Below are 17,176 nucleotides of genomic sequence, written 5' to 3'. Positions count from 1 at the left end.
ATGCCTAAACATGATACATTGAAAAAAATTCTCGTCATCGGCTCCGGTCCGATCGTCATCGGGCAAGCAGCGGAATTCGACTACGCTGGAACCCAAGCCTGCCAGGCACTGAAAGAAGAAGGCATGGAGGTCGTGCTGATCAACAGTAACCCGGCGACCATCATGACCGACACCAACATGGCGGATAAAGTGTATATCGAACCGATCACGCTGGACTTCGTTACCCAGATCATCCGTCAAGAGCGTCCGGACGGACTGCTCCCGACGCTTGGAGGACAAACGGGACTGAACATGGCGGTTGAGCTTGCCCGCGCCGGAATTCTGGAGCAGGAAAACGTCAAACTGCTCGGAACGCAGCTGGAATCGATCGAAAAAGCCGAAGACCGCGACTTGTTCCGCGAGCTGATGCGCGAATTGGATCAGCCCGTGCCGGAGAGCACGATCGTAACGACCCTGGAAGAGGCGCTAGAGTTCGCGAATGAGATCGGTTATCCGGTGATCGTGCGTCCGGCCTACACGCTTGGCGGCACCGGCGGCGGCATTTGCGCAACCGAAGAGGAGCTGCGCGAAACGGTCAGCTCCGGACTTCGCTACAGCCCGATCACGCAGTGCCTGATCGAGAAGAGCATTGCGGGAATGAAAGAAGTCGAGTACGAGGTTATGCGCGACGCCAACGATAACTGCATCGTGGTATGTAACATGGAGAACTTCGATCCGGTCGGCGTTCATACCGGCGACAGCATCGTCGTGGCGCCAAGCCAAACGCTGTCTGACCGCGAATATCAAATGCTCAGATCCGCATCGCTGAAAATCATCCGCGCCCTGAACATCGAAGGCGGATGCAACGTGCAGTTCGCGCTGGATCCGAACAGCTATCAATATTACGTCATCGAGGTAAACCCACGGGTCAGCCGCTCATCCGCGCTGGCTTCCAAAGCAACGGGCTACCCGATCGCGAAGATGGCAGCAAAAATCGCGATGGGTTACACCCTGGACGAGATCGTTAACCCGGTAACGGGCCAGACGTATGCTTGCTTCGAGCCTACGCTGGATTACATCGTCAGCAAAATTCCGCGCTGGCCGTTCGACAAGTTCATCCATGCCAACCGGAAGCTGGGCACCCAGATGAAGGCAACCGGCGAAGTGATGGCAATCGGCCGCACCTTCGAAGAATCGATCCATAAAGCGGTTCGCTCCCTGGAAATCGGCGTGCACCGTCTATACCTGAAAGGCGCGAACGAGCTGAGCGATGAAGTGCTCCAGCAGCGCCTGATCAAAGCGGACGATGAGCGGATGTTCCTGATCGCGGAAGCGTTCCGCCGGGGCTATGATCTGCAGCAGATTCAGGACCTGACGAAGATCGACTGGTGGTTCCTGGACAAAATCGAACGCCTGATCAAGTATGAAGACCATATTCGCAGCGAAGCGTCGCTGACTTACGAAACGCTGTACGAAGCGAAGCGTCTCGGCTTTACGGATCGTGCCATCGCCGAGCTCCGCGCAGAAGGCAAGGCCAGCACGCACACGACCGAGGAGTCGATCGGATTCCTCCGCCGCGAGCACGGATTGCGTCCGGTTTACAAAATGGTGGATACCTGCGCAGCGGAGTTTGAAGCAACGACGCCGTACTACTACTCCACCTACGAAACGGAGAATGAAGTCATCGAATCCGCGAAGGAGAAAGTCATCGTGCTCGGCTCCGGTCCGATCCGGATCGGTCAAGGGATCGAATTCGACTACTCCACGGTGCATGCCGTATGGGCCATCCAGAAGGCGGGATATGAAGCGGTTATCATCAACAACAACCCGGAGACCGTATCCACCGACTTTAATACGTCGGACCGTCTCTACTTCGAACCTCTTTTCTTCGAAGATGTCATGAATGTCATCGAGCAGGAGAAGCCGATCGGCGTCATCGTGCAGTTCGGCGGGCAGACGGCGATCAACCTCGCGGAGCCGCTCAGCAAAGCGGGCGTGAAGATTCTGGGCACAAGCCTGGAGAGCATTGACGAAGCCGAGGACCGCAAGAAATTCGAAGCGCTTCTGTCCCGATTGGAGATCGCCCAGCCGAAAGGTAAAACCGTAACGTCGGTCGATGATGCCGTAGAAACGGCACAATCGCTGGGCTACCCCGTGCTCGTAAGACCTTCGTATGTACTGGGTGGACGCGCCATGGAGATTGTATACTCCGACAGCGAGCTTCTGAGCTACATGAAAGAGGCGGTTAAGATCAACCCGGATCACCCGGTTCTGATCGACCGTTACATGCTGGGCAAAGAAGTGGAGGTTGACGCGATCTGCGATGGCGAGACCGTGCTGATTCCGGGCATTATGGAGCATGTAGAGCGCGCAGGGGTTCACTCCGGCGACTCGATTGCGGTATATCCGCCACAATACTTGTCCCAGGACTTGAAGGACAAGATTGTCGAAATTACGATCAAGATTGCCAAAGAGCTCAATACACGCGGACTTGTCAACATCCAGTTCGTCATCTATAAAAACGAAGTGTACGTAATCGAAGTGAATCCGCGTTCTTCCCGGACGGTGCCGTTCCTGAGCAAGGTGACGGGCATTCCGATGGCGAACCTGGCTACGCAGGCCATTATGGGCGGCAAGCTGAAGGATCTCGGATACGAGGAAGGCATGTGGCCGGAAAGCGAGCATGTATCGGTTAAAGTGCCGGTCTTCTCCTTCGCGAAGCTTCGCCGCGTGGAGCCGACCCTCGGACCTGAAATGAAATCGACCGGCGAGGTTATGGGCCGCGACGTGAAGTATGCCAAGGCACTGTACAAAGGCCTCATCGGTGCAGGCATGAAGATTCCTTCAACGGGCGCGATCATCGCCACCATAGCGGATAAAGACAAAGCCGAAGCGGCTGCGCTGCTGAAGGGCTTCCATAAGCTGGGGTATAAAATCATCGCAACCGGCGGTACGGCGGCAGCGCTCAAAGAAGCGGGTCTTGACGTGACGACCATCAACAAGCTGTCCGAAGGCACGCCGAACATTCTCGATATGATCCGCACAGGCGAAGCGAACTTTGTCTTCAACACATTGACCAAAGGCAAAACGCCGCAGCGCGACGGATTCCGAATCCGCCGTGAAGCGGTAGAGAATGGCGTTGTATGCATGACCTCGCTCGATACGGTTCGCGAGCTTCTGACGATGCTGGAGACCATCAACTTCTCCTCTGAAGCGATGCCGGTTTAAAATCGGGAAGGAGGGGTACAGATGAACGCCAGCTACAATGAAATGGCGGGCCGCCTGATGGTGGCCCTGGATTACCCGGATGCCGAGCGTGCACAAGCATTGGTACGTCAGCTGGAGGGCATCCCGTGTTATATGAAGGTCGGCATGCAGCTGTTCTATGCGGCCGGTCCTGACTTTGTGAAAGAATTGAAAGCGAAAGGCTATTCCGTGTTCTTGGATGTAAAGATGCATGATATTCCGAATACGGTCAAAGGCGGCTCGCACAGCGTAACGCGGCTGGGCGTGGACATGTTTAATGTCCATGCCGGCGGCGGCGCGCTCATGATGCAGGCGGCAAAAGCCGGGGCGGAAGCCGCAGTGGCGGACACCCCGGGTCTTGCCATGCCTACGATCATTGCGGTAACGCAGTTGACCAGCACGAATCAGGATGTCATGAATAACGAAATCGGCATTCCCGGCCAGGTGGAGGATACCGTCGTGCGTTATGCTGAGTTGGCCCGGCAGTCGGGACTTCACGGCGTCGTGGCATCCTCCCTGGAAGTGGAGGCCATTCGATCCGCCTGCGGCAAGGATTTCAAAACCGTCATTCCGGGTATCCGCCCTGCCGGTGCGGATATCGGTGACCAAGCGCGGGTGCTTACACCTGGGGAAGCGATCCGCAAGGGAAGTCATTACCTGGTTGTCGGCCGCCCGATCACCGAGTCCCATAACCCGAGACAAGCTGCAGAACAGATTATTGAGGAGATGATTCAAGCATGAGTACCATCGCGAATATTCCGCATCAGATCGCATCTTATTTGCTTAAGATCGAGGCCGTTTCCCTAAGACCTCATCAGCCGTTTACATGGACGTCGGGCATCAAGTCACCGATCTACTGCGACAATCGCCTGACCATGTCCTATCCCGACATTCGCGATTACATTGCTGAATCGTTCGCGGCCGTCATTCGGGAGCAGTATCCGGAAGCCGAGGCCATTGCCGGAACGGCCACCGCAGGGATCCCGCACGCGGCCTTCGTATCCCAGAAGATGAACCTGCCGATGTCCTATATTCGGGACAAAGCCAAAGGCCACGGCAAGGAAAACCTGATCGAAGGTTTGATCAAGCCCGGCCAGAAGGTCGTTGTCATCGAGGATCTGATCTCCACGGGCGGCAGCTCCCTGAAGGCGGCGCAAGCGGTCAAGGACGCAGGAGCAGAGCCGCTCGCGGTGCTCGCCATATTCAGCTATCAGTTGGATAAAGCGGTACAAGCCTTCGCCGAAGCGGGAATTCCGCTGCTGAGCCTGTCCAATTACGGTGCACTCATTGATGTAGCGTTATCGGAGAACCGGATTCAAGCAGAGGACGTGGAGCTCCTACAATCCTGGAGATCGAATCCAACCTCCTTTGGCGTATAGATATTCTTCATCCTCAGGCCGCCGTCTCTGTGAACTGACACAGAGGCGGCTTTTTTTGGTTTCCTGAAACAAGATAACGTAATATCGGCCGCGGGTTGACAGTCGAAGGACGGATCGTTACATTAGGACTGTAAGCGGCTGATTTAGCCATAAACATCCTGAAGCCGAATAGAAGGGATCTAATCTACCGATGAACGCAAAAAAAGAAGCGGTGCTTGAGGCCGGAAAGAGGTTGTTTCTGGAGCATGGGATTGTGAAAACCAGCATGGAGCAGATTGCCGAAGCTGTCCCCGTTTCCAAGATGACGATTTATAACTATTATCAGAGCAAAGAGGGCTTACTGGATCATGTGGTGGATCGCATGGTCGAGGAGATGATGGCGATCTATCGCGGGATCATGGAGCAGGCCAAAGATCCGCTGGATGCCTTAACCGTGTTCTACAGGGATCAGGAGAAGTTTTCGGCGCTCGTCTCGCAGCAATTTGTGTCGGATCTGGCCAAGTTTCCGGAACAGATGGACAAGCTGCTTCAGTTCAATCAGAAATACGTTGTCCCGGAATTCGAAATGCTGATTTTTAAAGGCCAGCAGCTGGGACAGATCCGCAAAGACATATCCCCGCAGGTACTGGTCGCGTTTTTGACTTTTATCAATGAATTTACGGCGCGAACGGAATGGTACCATGGTCTGGGCAGCCTGAATGCGGTCAGCGAACAACTGATGACGATTCTATATCACGGCATTATCCGGAAGGATGAGCCGCTTAATCCAACATAACCGCTCAAACATTCCAGAGGTGATTGCCTAAGCCCGGGAATGTTTTTTTGTATTTTGCCGCTTGGTGGTTTGGGAGCCGTCTGATTTGGGTATATGTTCCTATAAATTTAGGGCCAGGATTTGGTAGAGGGGAAGGATACGTCTCACCTATAATAGTAATGATAACTTCGAAAACAAACACAAAATAGGCGGGACTGACCGTAAGGAGGAGAGATCTTTGGAAATTCCGTCCAGGATCCAACTGACCGGCAAGCAATTCTTTGTATTAACCGGCATTGTCGGTGCGCGGGCTGTCATCGGGTTGGAGGACCCTTTTCGCGGAACGCTCACGGAAGAGATGCCTGTCGAAGTAGCCAAGATTGAGCAGGAACTGCTGGAGAAGGGTTTGATTCAAACGGCCGATAACGAGCCGGTTCTTGTGCAGGAGCTCCTGGAATACATAGAAGTATGCAGCCGGACCTTGTTAACGATTCATATGAGGGTGGCCGGTTCGGAGGAAACGTCGAAGGAGTGCTTCATTTATTACAGTTCCGGCCTTGTCGTGAAGGCGGATATCGAAATCGGGCCAGGCGGTGAAAGGCTTTATGTGCTGGAAGAGCTCGGAACCCCTTCGGAGGCTTGGCTGAAGATCATCGGTTACCTGCAGCTGGAGGACCGAAAAAATCGCGATACAGGCTCACTGGCCTTGCCTAAGGGCTGGTTCCAGCAATGGATGAACGCCGAGCAAGGGGAGCAGGAGCCTCGGAAGCACCTGCTTGCTCAAGGCTATCCGGAATCGGTCGTTCATGACTTGGCTGATTGCGTCAGCCATCCGGAGAGATATGCCACCTTCACGGCGTATTATTGTCCGGATCTCAACTGCCGGATTCAGGGAATCGAGCTGTTACGAGGAGCGCAATCCAATTGGCTGATTCGCAACGAGGGCGAACAGGACCAAATATGGGGCGCTACGGTAACCGAGATCATCCGCGAACTCGGCGCGGTCATCGAGCGTATTAAGTGAGAGACGTTGCATCCTGATCCCGCATACTGTAATTTTTGCCTTCTCGATCAATGACATGGAGGATTGTTAGCTATGACCAAAATACGTGTGGTACCTGAAATGCTGAACCAGCAGGGCGCAGCGGTATCTGATATTGCACGGGAAGTCCAAGCGCTTCAGGAGCGGATGCAGCAGCGCATCCAGAGCATGTCCTGGGAATCGCGCCATCGCGCCCAGGTAGAGCAGCGCCTTGCGCAATGCCGGGCCGCGTGCCAGTCTGTCGTAGGCCGTCTGGAGCAGAATCGCGGCCAGCTCGTGAAGAAAGCGGGGGATTTTTCGCAGACCGACCAATCGCTCGGGAGCAATCTGAATTTCGGCAAACAATCGGTCGCCCAGGTGAGTCCGCATCTGCTGCTTCAGGCGAGTATGGCACAGAACGGAAATAAGAAGACGGATCCGCCCGTGACGGCGGCGGGCGTCGAATTCAATGCGCTCGCGCCATTCGGCGGCACGGCGGATCAATGGAAGGGCAATCCGCTTGCGGCCGCAGGGGTATTGTTCGGAACGGCAACCGCATCGGGCACGATGTACAAATACTGGGATATGTACCGGAACGGCTTCGGCGTATGGCTTGAAAAAGACAAGCGCGGCAACATGCGTGCCAATGTGACGAACGGCATGCTTGCCAATATCCGCAAGAAATCCTATGCCGAGTACAATTGGCGGAATCACCCCCGAATTCCGAAATACGTCCTGCCCGGCGCAGCCGTGAAGGACTCGCTCAGCTGGAAGGGCGGCAAGCTTGGTTATGCCGGCATCGCCATGCAAACGGTGGGAAATCTGGTCACGAATATCAATGAAAACAAAAGCGGGGCGAAAATAGCCGGAGACGCCGTCGTCGACGTGGGTGTCGGCGTGGGAACCGTGGTCGCTTCCGCGGCGGCTGGCGCTAAAGCCGGCGCGCTTATCGGTACGGCAGTGGGCGGTCCGATCGGCACCCTGGCGGGTGCGGCCATCGGCTTCGGCGTGTCGGTCGGCGCTTCCTACGTCATGGACGGCATCAAGTTCGCGGATTTTGACGGGGATGGGAAGAAAGATACCGTAACCGAAGGATTGAAAATGGGGGCGGAGAAGATAGGTTCTACGATAGCCGGATGGTTCAAATAAAGGGAGTGTCATAGATGAGCACGAAGATTTCAGAGGAAGAACAGTTTCATTTCCGGCTAATCCCCGCCGAGCAAATTCGGGGCGGCATCGTATGCTTTTTATTCATTATGCTCATCCCCGCGCTGGTCACGCTGGCGGCGCCGATGATGTCGGTATATTTTTATGCGGCTGCGGCAGTGTGGGCGGCCATGCTGCTGTGGGGAATTGGCCTGAGCGTAAATCCGTACCGGTCTGAGGTCGGTTTTGTGCTGTACTTGGGGATTTACGGATTGGCGTTGGCGGTCACTTGCCAGCTGGCTATCTTGAAAATGATGTATGACATGGCCGGTGTCGAATCGATCGGATATGGACTTAGCTCGATCGCGGTGATGCTCCTGCTGCTCGTTGCGTTTTATGTTCTGCATGCAAGAGCGCTGCGGCAAGGGACGTACCAGTCCATGGAACGCAAAGGCGGCATCGGCAAAGCAGGCAAAGCGGCCTTGCTGTTGGCTGGCATCGGTTACACAGGGTATTACGTCGTGGTTGCCGTTACCGGGGACCTTGGCGGATTCGTCATGGGCATGGCGGCTTTTTCCGTCCTGTTGATTCTCGGCTTGTACCTGGCCGTTGTGTTCATCCCTCGATATCGGTTCATCCAGAACAATATGGAAAAGCTGAGAGCTCATTATCCCGTACTGGGATTGCCGAAGGAGCAGCGGAACGCCGCGTTTCTGAACAAAATGAATCAGGGCCGCACGCCGGCGGCACCGCATCGTCAGAGTAAGAAAAGGAGAGGAACGTAATGACGCAACAACAGCAGCTGCTGCCCAACGGGTCGATCGTCATTTTGAAGGAAGGCGAGAAAAAGCTGGTGATCTATGGACGCAAGCAAATTTTGGCGCTTGAGCAGCCGCAATTGTTCGACTATCTGGCTTGTCCGTATCCGGAAGGGTATGTCAGCCCGGAGTTTGCTTACGTGTTTAACCATGAGGATATCCAAGAGATTATTTTTACGGGTTACCAGGACGAAGAGGAAGAACAATTTCAGGCCGTACTGGCTGAGACGAAGGCTACTTAGCTTACGAGGGATTAAGGGAGGAGCGTGAGGCGGATCTATGTCAGGACGTATAGAGGTATCGCCCGAGGAGCTGCGCCGCGCGGCGGCAGACATTCGCAGCGGGAGTGACTACGGCGGAGAATTGGTCGCGAGGCTGTCCCAGGTCATTGAAACGCTGAATGCCGAATGGGAAGGCGTTTCCCAGCAGCGATTTCGCACAGAGGCCGAGGAGACGAAGGCGCAGCTGATGAATTTCATCCAGATGATGCATTCGATGGAGCAGGAGCTGATGAGCATCGCTGCCCGGTTTGCAGAGGCCGACGGCCAATAAGCGAATGGGTTATAACCCAAGACAACAATCAGCATATACGTATCCCGGCACGGTATACGGCATGGCTGATTGTTTTTATTATGGGGAGGGACGGAGAACTTCGGAGGACGGCGTTTTTTTTGTGGAAGTTTGGACATAATATGACAGCATTACATTATCATTTCGGTAAGGAGCCGCATAGGATGAACTGGGTATATTACGGAAAGCTCTATACAACCAAATTTCAGGCTGGGTGCTTCGCTAAACGTCTGGAGCAGGACGGCTGGCTGTTCGGGTATCATGATCCGCGGATGGTAGAGGTTTATCGTTCCAAGAAGGGGCGTTATGGCGTGCGATTCCTGCCTTGAGGAAATTCCATTAAAACAGCACTTGACTTGATGCAGGGGAATGGTGTATATTTATTCTTGTCGCTGTTTGATACAGCATTGACGCGGGGTGGAGCAGTTCGGTAGCTCGTCGGGCTCATAACCCGAAGGCCGCAGGTTCAAATCCTGCCCCCGCAACCAATTTTTAAACGATGTATGTATGACGTCCTTATGTTTATGTGTACATGTATGTTCAGGACCCTTAGCTCAGTTGGTTAGAGCGGTCGGCTCATAACCGACTGGTCGGGGGTTCGAGTCCCTCAGGGCCCACTTTATGAAAACCCTTGCGATGCAAGGGTTTTTTGCTGTTTATAGGGCTGTTTAGTCGCATAAAAAACAATGGTGAAAAAGCAGGAACTTCAATTTGCTAACGCATTTGCTAACGGCAGCTATTTATCCACAGGATCTCGCATCTTTTCAGAGTACTTATTAAGCTCTGCTTCGATTCTGTCAACGGCTTCATCTTGCATTGTAGGGAGTAAGTGAGAGTATCGCTCATTGAACATTGCTGGGGTCATACCAAGACGTTCAGCTGCCACTTTGGGGTTTATGCCAATCCGGAGTAAAAACGACGCGTGGGTATGTCTTAAATCGTGGAATCGAATCTTCTTTACTCCTGCCTTCCGGACCAAAACGTCCATACCTTCTGTTATACGTTTCGGTTTTATATAACCGCCGTTCGGGTAGCAGCATACGAGATCATTATCCTCATACCCATCGCCGTACTCAGATTTATTCTTCTGAATCTGCTGATAGCGTTCCTGAAGGTCGTCTAAGATAAACTGGAATAGCTTTACCCTACGGATTGAATCATTCGTCTTAGGGCGCTGTATGACCAATCCTGAACGGGTCCAATTGGCTGTTTGAGTAACTAGCAGCTCCTTGCGCTCAAAATCGACATCCTTCCAGCGAAGACCCAGAATCTCACCGCGACGCATGCCAGTATAAATTGCGAGTGAGAAAACAATATAGTGAACATGACCTTTCGATGATTTTAGAAACTGGTTGAATTCTTCAACAGACCAGAACTTCATTTCCTTTTGCTCGTTCGCATTAACCTTGCTTCTCATGGATACCTTGCTCATAATGTCTTCTGACAAGAGCCCTGATTCGGTGTAAGCGATCCTCAGTGCACGCTTCATAATGCCGTGAATGGTCTTTACATACTCCTTTGAATAGGTTTTTCGTAGCTCGGCGTAGAATGTTTTGATTGCTCGAGGAGTTAATGCTTGAAGTCTTATTTTACCGAGAACAGGAATAATTCGAGCTTCAATAACCGTTTTCTCAGTATCATATGAAGTAGGCTTAAAATTCGGCTTAGCATGGGTTTCGAGATATTCCAGCAGGTATTCCCGAAGGGTTATTTTTGAGTCATCGACATGCAGACCTTTCTCAATCTCAGCAATTTTTAAGTGGCACGCTGTCCAGGCTTCCTTTTCGGTTTTAAAACCGCCTTTTGATTTTTGCCTCCGACCACCTGTCATTGGATCAGGTGGTAGATCAATTACATACGTATATGTTTTTCCTCTTGGATATACATGGCCTTTCATATATTAGCCCTCCTTAAAATTCATCTCCATAAAACCTTAGTAATTCCTCAATATCTTTTTTCTGAATTACAAACTTATTTGCAGAGTTATAATATCTGCTTGCCAGATGGCTCAGCTTTAAACTGACTTTTCCTTCTCTGGTATAATCCAAATCGAAAAACTTTACTGGTTTACTGTCTGTAAAATTCTCAAGCTGGCCATCCTCGACTACCTCAAATGGGCCATCTATGGAGAAAATGAGTTCTTCTTGAGTATGTAAAGTTTCATGGTCTACATGAATGATAAATTGTGAAGGTGCGATCAAATCATCAGCGGAATCGTAATATGCGTAGACTTTAGTCTCTCTCATATCGTCGTGATCTCCATTACTAACATGATCGCTGTCTTCAACCTGTTTAACAGTCTCCGTTAACAACTTCCCTTGGCACAATCTATGTTGGATTTGTTCAAGTCTCTTTTTAGCTAGATACAACGGGACTTTGAAAATAGAGGCTAAGAAATGAATAGCATCATTCTTTCTTACAGGTAATCGAAGTTGTGAGATCATTGAAATCGGCATTGCTGCATAAAGAACAAAATTATCTGCTTCAGCTTCTTGAGCTCTGGTGAATTGCTCGGGCATGATTCTCTGATCCCCAGAATGGCGTAATATATGGCATAGTTCATGCAGAAAATCGATCCATTGCCTTGCCCTTGACTGATTCTTATAAATGTTAATGGATCCTAACCCGCTCTTTATTTCCACCGCTTCACTACCTAGCTCCGAATAATAAACCCATACGTTTAGCCGCCTGGCTAATTCTTCAATATTCAGTTGTTGTGGAGTAAGTATTCCGTGTTTTTTATATAAGTCTTCGACAAACTGCTCTAAAAGAGTGGTTTCATAAAATCTAAACATGCTGCACCCCCTCAATTATAGGAATATATGTTCGGTTTTAAGGTAAAAAGAAAAGCCAATAATGGCTATTTCATTCTCCTTGTTGTTGACCAGGTTTACGATCTTTCTCTTGCTCTAAAATGAACTTTAAAAACTGACGCATCTCTGCCTTTTTCTGTTCTGGGGCATCCAGATATCCCTTGAAGAAAGCTCCGTGTACTGGGTTCTCAAGCAGTTTCTCAAGCTCTGAATCTTCATTGTTTGAGCGAGGGATATCCGTTCGACCTAGAAGATAATCGGTATCAACATCAAGTATGTCAGCTATAAGAGTTAAGGTAGCTGTATCCAAATCTCTTTTCCCTGATTCATAATTTCCGTACCCTTGTCGGGTAATCCCCAATTTGCTTGCCATATCTTCATGGGTAAGTTTTTTTTCTAATCTGTGGCTCTTCAATCGATCTAAGCGCACCATATCACCTCTTCTTATGAAGAAAGTATAACGCAACTATATGTTGCCTAAAAGCACCGAAACAAAAAGTTGCATAAAAGAGTTGACAGAAACAAAATGTTGCTTATAATGAGAGGTAACAGGAAACAAAACGTTGCTTAAGGAGGTGGATGTAATGGCTAGAGAATGGTTAGCCAAACTTAGAATTGCCAGTAATAAAACCCATGATGATGTAGCAAATCAAGTTGAAGTTAGTCGTCAATATTATGGGATGATTGAGTCAGGAGTTAGAAATCCAAGCGTAGATCTAGCGAAACGAATCGCTTCGTCCTTAGGATTTGAATGGACTATTTTTTTTGTAGATGATGGAAACGAAATGTTTCGTGACGATGTACAGACAGCATCATCTGATCGAAAGGAGGTGGGGTAGGTGGAACAACAATTATCAGAAGCGAAGGCAGTTAACGAAACCTATGATTTTTCTAAAGTGAACGAATTGCTTTCACTAGGGTGGACATTACACAGCATGTGGCCAGATCAAAGTAAGACACGTTATGTACTCATGAAATTTTGATAGGGAGGAGAGAGCATGGCAAGAGCACTTACAACCCCTTCAACATTGGCGGAAGCTTTACGTTTGGCTGCTGATCTCGCTGAACGAAATGAGGAACTGGAGAAACAGCTAGTGGAATTGCAAACATCCCAGTTTCCTGAGGTGCTTCAATCAAAGCACATTCTTGAATTGATGGGGTGGTCAAAATCAACTTTGACATTTGCGGCAAATGATCCAACGTTTCCGCATCTGGATGGATCCAGAAAGAAAGGTGATGCAATTCGGTGTTTGAAATGGGATTTTTACGACTGGCTTAAATCGCGGAGGTGAAGAACATACGGTTTCGATGGATGCGCCAAACTTCCAGAACTGCCTGTGTTTCAGCAACAGTAACAAGAAGCCTGCTCAAAAACATTGATGTCGAGATCGCTCTGGACATGTCGCTTCCGAAGTACGCTATAAATCCGGAAAAGCTATCGAAGCTTGAAAGGAAGCGAGTCTTGAAGGAAGCGCAAGAAGATTTGAAGAGGATAGAAGAAAGCCGCCGGAGCGGTACCAGCTGCCAGCGGCGAAGGGGATGACGAGTGGGGAAGGTTTTCTTACAACTTCATAATACATCAGATCCTTGTCCGTCATCTCCCAATAAATCGGACAAAGGAGATCGATAAAGCAATGGCAATCGGACAGTTTGGACCAGCACTCGACGAAGTGCTGAAACGAAAAGGAGAGACGCGAGGGACGGCCGGCGTCGCAGCTCACGTAGATGCTTCCCTGATCGGGAAGATCGTAAAGGGAACAAGGAAACCTTCTAAGGAAGTTATGGCTTCCACGACTAAGCATTACGATGATGGTCAGCTTTACATTGCAGCAGCCGGGGAGGTTACTGGCGGCGCTTTTGCCCCCTGGCTCAACAATGTGGATTTACATAGAGCATCAGTTCTTTTCAAAACGGTCGAGGAAATCAAGGAAGTCTTAGTGCTCACATCCGAGGCGCCGATCAGCAAGACGGCAGATCAACTCAACGAATCAGAAAGAAAGATCATGAAACGGCTGCTGATGGAAACGGTCGAAGCGATAACGGCGTTGACTCACTTTGCAGCGGTCCTCTGTAAGGAATATTCATTCAGTTGGTTTGCCACGTGGAAAGAGCACCGCGCCGATCTTAAAGCAAAAAAATACATGAAGTGAGGTTTCGATATGTTGAGAAACGAGTTGGTAAAACAAGCACTACAGGCTGGAAGAAATGCTGAACATAATCTGCAGGTCATCGTCCGGAATCCAGATAGGATGATTCACCCCAACAAATTGGTTGATGGAATCGACTATTTGAACAACATGATCAGATTCGCGGAAAAAGAATTAGAAATGAAAAAAGACCGCCGGCCAGGGCAGTCTCGGTTGAGAACACGTCTAATGAGTCTCTTGTCGTCTATTGTAGCTGACGAACAACGGAAGCGCAAGGAGGGTACGACATGATTGATAAAGGTTTAGTTATGGAGCAAGTCGGTAGGGATCTGTCGGAGCAAGAATCCCGGATAGTGGACTGGCTTAATGGCTGGAGTTCCGATACCAGCAACACCGTCGCAAGACTTATTTATTCAGCTTATGAAAATGGTAGACAAGCGCATGTTGTGGCAAGGGAACAAACGATGACAGCTGAGGATATTCAGGAATTCGTTCAGGCACTTGCCTTTCGATTCAAACAAGTTATGGATGCATGGATTGTATCAAAGCCAGGAGACGAGAAAGCCATCTCAAATTACAAACTCTTTCAGAACGTTATCGATTCATTACCTCGAGAGATTTCAGGCCCCTTTTGGGCGGAGTTCAATCGTTAAGTTCAGGGCTGTTAGCCCTGTCTCTCGGCGTCGGACAGTTTTCTAACCTATTCTCCTGTTCGGCGTCGAGAGATGCGGCTAACGCATCCAAGGTGGTGCCAACCCCCGGCCCACCTTGAAAAGTACATACGAAGGGAGGACAAACCATGCAAGTGATTCAAAAGCTGACCGTTGTCAGTAACCCGACAAGAATTTTTGAAGTCGGTACTGAGGTCAACAGCCGGGAAGTAATTGAGATCAAACAAGTGGGTGATGACAACATTTCCGAGTTCTGGGTGATCGATGAGAACGAACAGATTATTGTCAGTGTCGAGAATTGTCCAGTCATCGTGGAATGGCAGAACATCGCTGAACATGATCAAACAGAAAATGACCCGCGGGAACGGGTCATATCTGGTGCCAAAATTTAATTTTGATGCCCCCATATTAGCAGATGGGGGCGAATCACACAAGAGGGAGGCCAACTCGATGGATGAAGAGGATTTACTTTGGGAGGATCGTCAGTCCGATGATACGACTCTTTGGTGGCCTTCATTGGAAGAACAACTTAATGATGTTGGCATGAGCATTCATGACTTTATCTGAAAGGTGTGTTGGTAGAGGTGGCAATGAGTATTGCAGCAGTAACAAAAGGAATCGACCGTTCCGAGTGGTTGAAACTCCGTCGGAAAGGCATTGGTGGGAGTGATGCATCCGCAGTGGCTGGCCTAAACCGCTACAAATCACCTGTTGGCGTGTTTCTGGACAAGACCGGTCAAATTGAACCAGAAGAAGCCGGAGAAGCAGCCTATTGGGGCAATGTGCTTGAGGATGTTGTTGCCCGGGAATTCTCGCTTCAGTCTGGATTACGGGTACAGCGCAGTAACAAGCTTTACCAGCATCCTAAGCACGAGTTCATGCTTGGGAACGTGGACCGCTTGATCATGGATAAAAGTGGGCGCGGGATCGGTATTCTGGAGTGTAAAACAGCCAGCGCATACAAAGCTGACGAGTGGAATGACGAGAAAGTCCCCGATGAATATGCGATCCAACTCCAGCATTACATGGCTGTGTTGGGCGTGGACTATGGGTATTTCGCGGTCCTGATTGGTGGTCAGAAGTTCCAGTATAAGTTGGTTGAACGAAATGACAAGATTATTGACTCGCTCATACAGATCGAGGATGAATTCTGGAATAAACATGTCGTCCCTGGTATCCCACCGATGATTGACGGAAGTGATGCTTCATCGGATCTGCTGAATCAGTTATATCCCGTTTCATCCCCGGCTACTGAAATCATTTTGGATGATAAGCAGGCCGGACTTGTCCAACGATTAGTGGCTGCAAAAGAAGATGCTGCTCTGGCAGCTGAGCAAGTAAAACGATGTGAGAACGAGCTTAAAGCCATCATGGGTGAGAATGAGTTTGCCATTCATAACGGGGAAATCTTGGTGTCTTGGAAGTCGAACGATACCTCTCGGATCGATAGCAAGCGTTTGAAGAAAGAGCAGCCTGATTTGTATGAAAAATACGTGAACACCACGTCTTCCAGACGGTTCTTGGTGAAATAAGGAGGCACTATGGCACGAGCACAAGGAAACGGCGCATCACTTGAAAATAAACTTCAGAGCAGGGCAGCAGGGGCAAATAATGCTCCTGCTGCAAGTCCATCACAGACGATTGCTGCATACTTGAAAAAGATGGAGCATCAGATCGCGGAAGCCATGCCAAAACACATGAATATTGAGCGGCTTAGCCGTATCGCACTCACGACCATCAGAACGAATCCGAAGTTGTTGGAATGCTCTATTCCTTCTTTGATGGCAGCGGTCATGCAATCCGCGCAGTTGGGTTTAGAACCAGGGTTGATTGGTCATTGCTACATCATTCCTTATGGCAAAGAGGCAACCTTCATCATTGGCTACAAAGGCATGATTGACCTGGCCAGACGTTCAGGTAATATCCAATCCATTGCTGCCCATGAGGTCTATGAAAATGATTTCATTGAGTTGACATATGGCTTAGAAGAGAACCTGAAGCATGTCCCATGGTTCCTGCGGAAGGATGAGAAGCCAACAGAATCCGGTAAAGTGGTCGGAGCGTACATGGTGGCCAAATTTAATGACGGTGGGCACTTCATCCACTATATGCCAATCAGTGAGATTGAGGCCCACCGGAAGCGATCCAAGGCATCCAATAACGGACCATGGGTCACGGATTACACTGAGATGTGCAAAAAGACGGTAGTTCGCTCCGGTTGGAAGTGGTTGCCGATCAGCGTGGAAATCGCCTCGGCTGTAACGAAAGATGAAACTACTCGGACGGATATCACATCGGACGATTCTTTTATTGACATAACACCAACATCTTCGGATGAAGCGCCTACGTCAGAAAATTCCGGCAGCAGCGATGCTGAACAAGTTGAATTTGAATAATGGAGCATCTTGATTCCATCACTGGCCAACCACTGCTTCGCAGTATGATTGGTGATCGAATATGGATGTTGATGGACACTGATCCAGCCAGATTCAAGCAAGAGGTTCGAACCTATTTCGAACGGGGCTATCCTGGCTGGACCGTTGTCCGGGCTAAGTATCCGCATATTTACTTACGAGATGATAGGGGGAAATAACAATCTGCTGGTGTTGTAGTTACTAAGATGAAATTTGTA

The 17,176-nt window shown here is 50.0% G+C and carries 22 protein-coding genes and 2 tRNA genes; 21 read left to right on the top strand and 3 right to left on the bottom strand.

Going from position 1 to position 17,176, the window contains the following annotated elements; genetic code table 11:
• From carB to RB298_RS29460, 12 genes are all read left to right on the top strand, one after another.
• The gene (gene carB / locus RB298_RS29515) at positions 1–3,207 is read left to right on the top strand and encodes a carbamoyl-phosphate synthase large subunit (protein WP_096773087.1); all 3,207 of its coding nucleotides are present in this window, start codon (positions 1–3) and stop codon (positions 3,205–3,207) included.
• Between the two features lie 21 nt (positions 3,208–3,228).
• On the top strand, positions 3,229–3,966 hold the full coding sequence (gene pyrF / locus RB298_RS29510) for an orotidine-5'-phosphate decarboxylase (protein WP_009589605.1): 738 nt from the start codon (positions 3,229–3,231) through the stop codon (positions 3,964–3,966).
• Positions 3,963–4,604 (top strand): orotate phosphoribosyltransferase, encoded by a 642-nt coding sequence (gene pyrE / locus RB298_RS29505; protein ID WP_486049954.1) that lies wholly within the window; start codon positions 3,963–3,965, stop codon positions 4,602–4,604. The genes pyrF and pyrE overlap by 4 nt, the downstream gene beginning before the upstream one ends.
• Before the next feature lie 190 nt (positions 4,605–4,794).
• On the top strand, positions 4,795–5,379 hold the full coding sequence (locus RB298_RS29500) for a TetR/AcrR family transcriptional regulator (RefSeq protein ID WP_452519932.1): 585 nt from the start codon (positions 4,795–4,797) through the stop codon (positions 5,377–5,379).
• Positions 5,380–5,596: 217 nt separating this feature from the next.
• Positions 5,597–6,382: a hypothetical protein gene (locus RB298_RS29495; protein ID WP_486049952.1), complete on the top strand. Its 786-nt coding sequence runs from the start codon at positions 5,597–5,599 to the stop codon at positions 6,380–6,382.
• A gap of 72 nt (positions 6,383–6,454) precedes the next feature.
• Positions 6,455–7,528 (top strand): WXG100 family type VII secretion target, encoded by a 1,074-nt coding sequence (locus RB298_RS29490; RefSeq protein WP_096773090.1) that lies wholly within the window; start codon positions 6,455–6,457, stop codon positions 7,526–7,528.
• Between the two features lie 14 nt (positions 7,529–7,542).
• A complete protein-coding gene (locus tag RB298_RS29485) occupies positions 7,543–8,310 on the top strand; it encodes a hypothetical protein (RefSeq protein WP_486049950.1) in 768 nt (255 codons plus the stop codon).
• The gene (locus RB298_RS29480; protein WP_009589601.1) at positions 8,310–8,585 is read left to right on the top strand and encodes a DUF4176 domain-containing protein; all 276 of its coding nucleotides are present in this window, start codon (positions 8,310–8,312) and stop codon (positions 8,583–8,585) included. The genes RB298_RS29485 and RB298_RS29480 overlap by 1 nt, the downstream gene beginning before the upstream one ends.
• 37 nt (positions 8,586–8,622) lie before the next feature.
• Positions 8,623–8,895, top strand: a complete 273-nt coding sequence (locus tag RB298_RS29475) for a WXG100 family type VII secretion target (RefSeq protein WP_009589633.1) — start codon at positions 8,623–8,625, stop codon at positions 8,893–8,895.
• A 182-nt stretch (positions 8,896–9,077) separates the two neighbouring features.
• Positions 9,078–9,242: a hypothetical protein gene (locus RB298_RS29470; RefSeq protein ID WP_009589607.1), complete on the top strand. Its 165-nt coding sequence runs from the start codon at positions 9,078–9,080 to the stop codon at positions 9,240–9,242.
• 82 nt (positions 9,243–9,324) lie between these two features.
• A tRNA-Met gene (locus tag RB298_RS29465) sits at positions 9,325–9,401 on the top strand.
• 55 nt (positions 9,402–9,456) lie between these two features.
• Positions 9,457–9,530 (top strand) — tRNA-Ile (locus RB298_RS29460).
• A 119-nt stretch (positions 9,531–9,649) separates the two neighbouring features.
• Here the strand turns inward: RB298_RS29460 and RB298_RS29455 are convergent.
• From RB298_RS29455 to RB298_RS29445, 3 genes are all read right to left on the bottom strand, one after another.
• Positions 9,650–10,810, bottom strand: coding sequence for a site-specific integrase (locus RB298_RS29455; RefSeq protein WP_486049947.1), 1,161 nt, complete (start codon positions 10,808–10,810; stop codon positions 9,650–9,652).
• 13 nt (positions 10,811–10,823) lie between these two features.
• The gene (locus tag RB298_RS29450) at positions 10,824–11,708 is read right to left on the bottom strand and encodes an ImmA/IrrE family metallo-endopeptidase (RefSeq protein WP_486049945.1); all 885 of its coding nucleotides are present in this window, start codon (positions 11,706–11,708) and stop codon (positions 10,824–10,826) included.
• A 70-nt stretch (positions 11,709–11,778) separates the two neighbouring features.
• The gene (locus RB298_RS29445; protein ID WP_486049943.1) at positions 11,779–12,159 is read right to left on the bottom strand and encodes a helix-turn-helix domain-containing protein; all 381 of its coding nucleotides are present in this window, start codon (positions 12,157–12,159) and stop codon (positions 11,779–11,781) included.
• A 151-nt stretch (positions 12,160–12,310) separates the two neighbouring features.
• Between RB298_RS29445 and RB298_RS29440 the strand changes: the two genes are divergently transcribed.
• The 9 genes from RB298_RS29440 to recT all read left to right on the top strand — a co-directional run bounded on the left by RB298_RS29440 (position 12,311) and on the right by recT (position 16,940).
• Positions 12,311–12,565: a helix-turn-helix transcriptional regulator gene (locus tag RB298_RS29440; protein ID WP_456289683.1), complete on the top strand. Its 255-nt coding sequence runs from the start codon at positions 12,311–12,313 to the stop codon at positions 12,563–12,565.
• A complete protein-coding gene (locus tag RB298_RS29435) occupies positions 12,566–12,709 on the top strand; it encodes a hypothetical protein (protein ID WP_486049941.1) in 144 nt (47 codons plus the stop codon). It begins immediately after the preceding gene.
• Positions 12,710–12,724: 15 nt separating this feature from the next.
• Positions 12,725–13,018 carry a hypothetical protein gene (locus RB298_RS29430; protein ID WP_456289685.1) on the top strand — a complete coding sequence of 98 codons (294 nt, stop codon included), beginning with the start codon at positions 12,725–12,727 and terminating at the stop codon, positions 13,016–13,018.
• Positions 13,019–13,360: 342 nt separating this feature from the next.
• On the top strand, positions 13,361–13,876 hold the full coding sequence (locus RB298_RS29425; protein ID WP_486049939.1) for an XRE family transcriptional regulator: 516 nt from the start codon (positions 13,361–13,363) through the stop codon (positions 13,874–13,876).
• A 9-nt stretch (positions 13,877–13,885) separates the two neighbouring features.
• Positions 13,886–14,164: a hypothetical protein gene (locus RB298_RS29420; protein ID WP_486049937.1), complete on the top strand. Its 279-nt coding sequence runs from the start codon at positions 13,886–13,888 to the stop codon at positions 14,162–14,164.
• Positions 14,161–14,526 (top strand): hypothetical protein, encoded by a 366-nt coding sequence (locus tag RB298_RS29415; protein WP_486049935.1) that lies wholly within the window; start codon positions 14,161–14,163, stop codon positions 14,524–14,526. The genes RB298_RS29420 and RB298_RS29415 overlap by 4 nt, the downstream gene beginning before the upstream one ends.
• Before the next feature lie 146 nt (positions 14,527–14,672).
• Complete coding sequence (locus RB298_RS29410) at positions 14,673–14,936, top strand: hypothetical protein (RefSeq protein WP_486049933.1); 264 nt, start codon at positions 14,673–14,675, stop codon at positions 14,934–14,936.
• Between the two features lie 192 nt (positions 14,937–15,128).
• A complete protein-coding gene (locus tag RB298_RS29405; RefSeq protein ID WP_486049931.1) occupies positions 15,129–16,076 on the top strand; it encodes a YqaJ viral recombinase family nuclease in 948 nt (315 codons plus the stop codon).
• Between the two features lie 9 nt (positions 16,077–16,085).
• On the top strand, positions 16,086–16,940 hold the full coding sequence (recT, locus tag RB298_RS29400) for a recombination protein RecT (protein ID WP_486049929.1): 855 nt from the start codon (positions 16,086–16,088) through the stop codon (positions 16,938–16,940).
• The last annotated feature ends 236 nt before the right edge of the window (positions 16,941–17,176 follow it).

This window comes from Priestia sp. BR_2, from assembly GCF_041954005.1.
Taxonomy (GTDB): Bacteria; Bacillota; Bacilli; order Paenibacillales; family Paenibacillaceae; genus Paenibacillus_AQ; species Paenibacillus_AQ lautus_A.
Note: the sequence above shows the minus strand (reverse complement) of the source record. Positions and strands in the feature narration are given on the sequence as shown.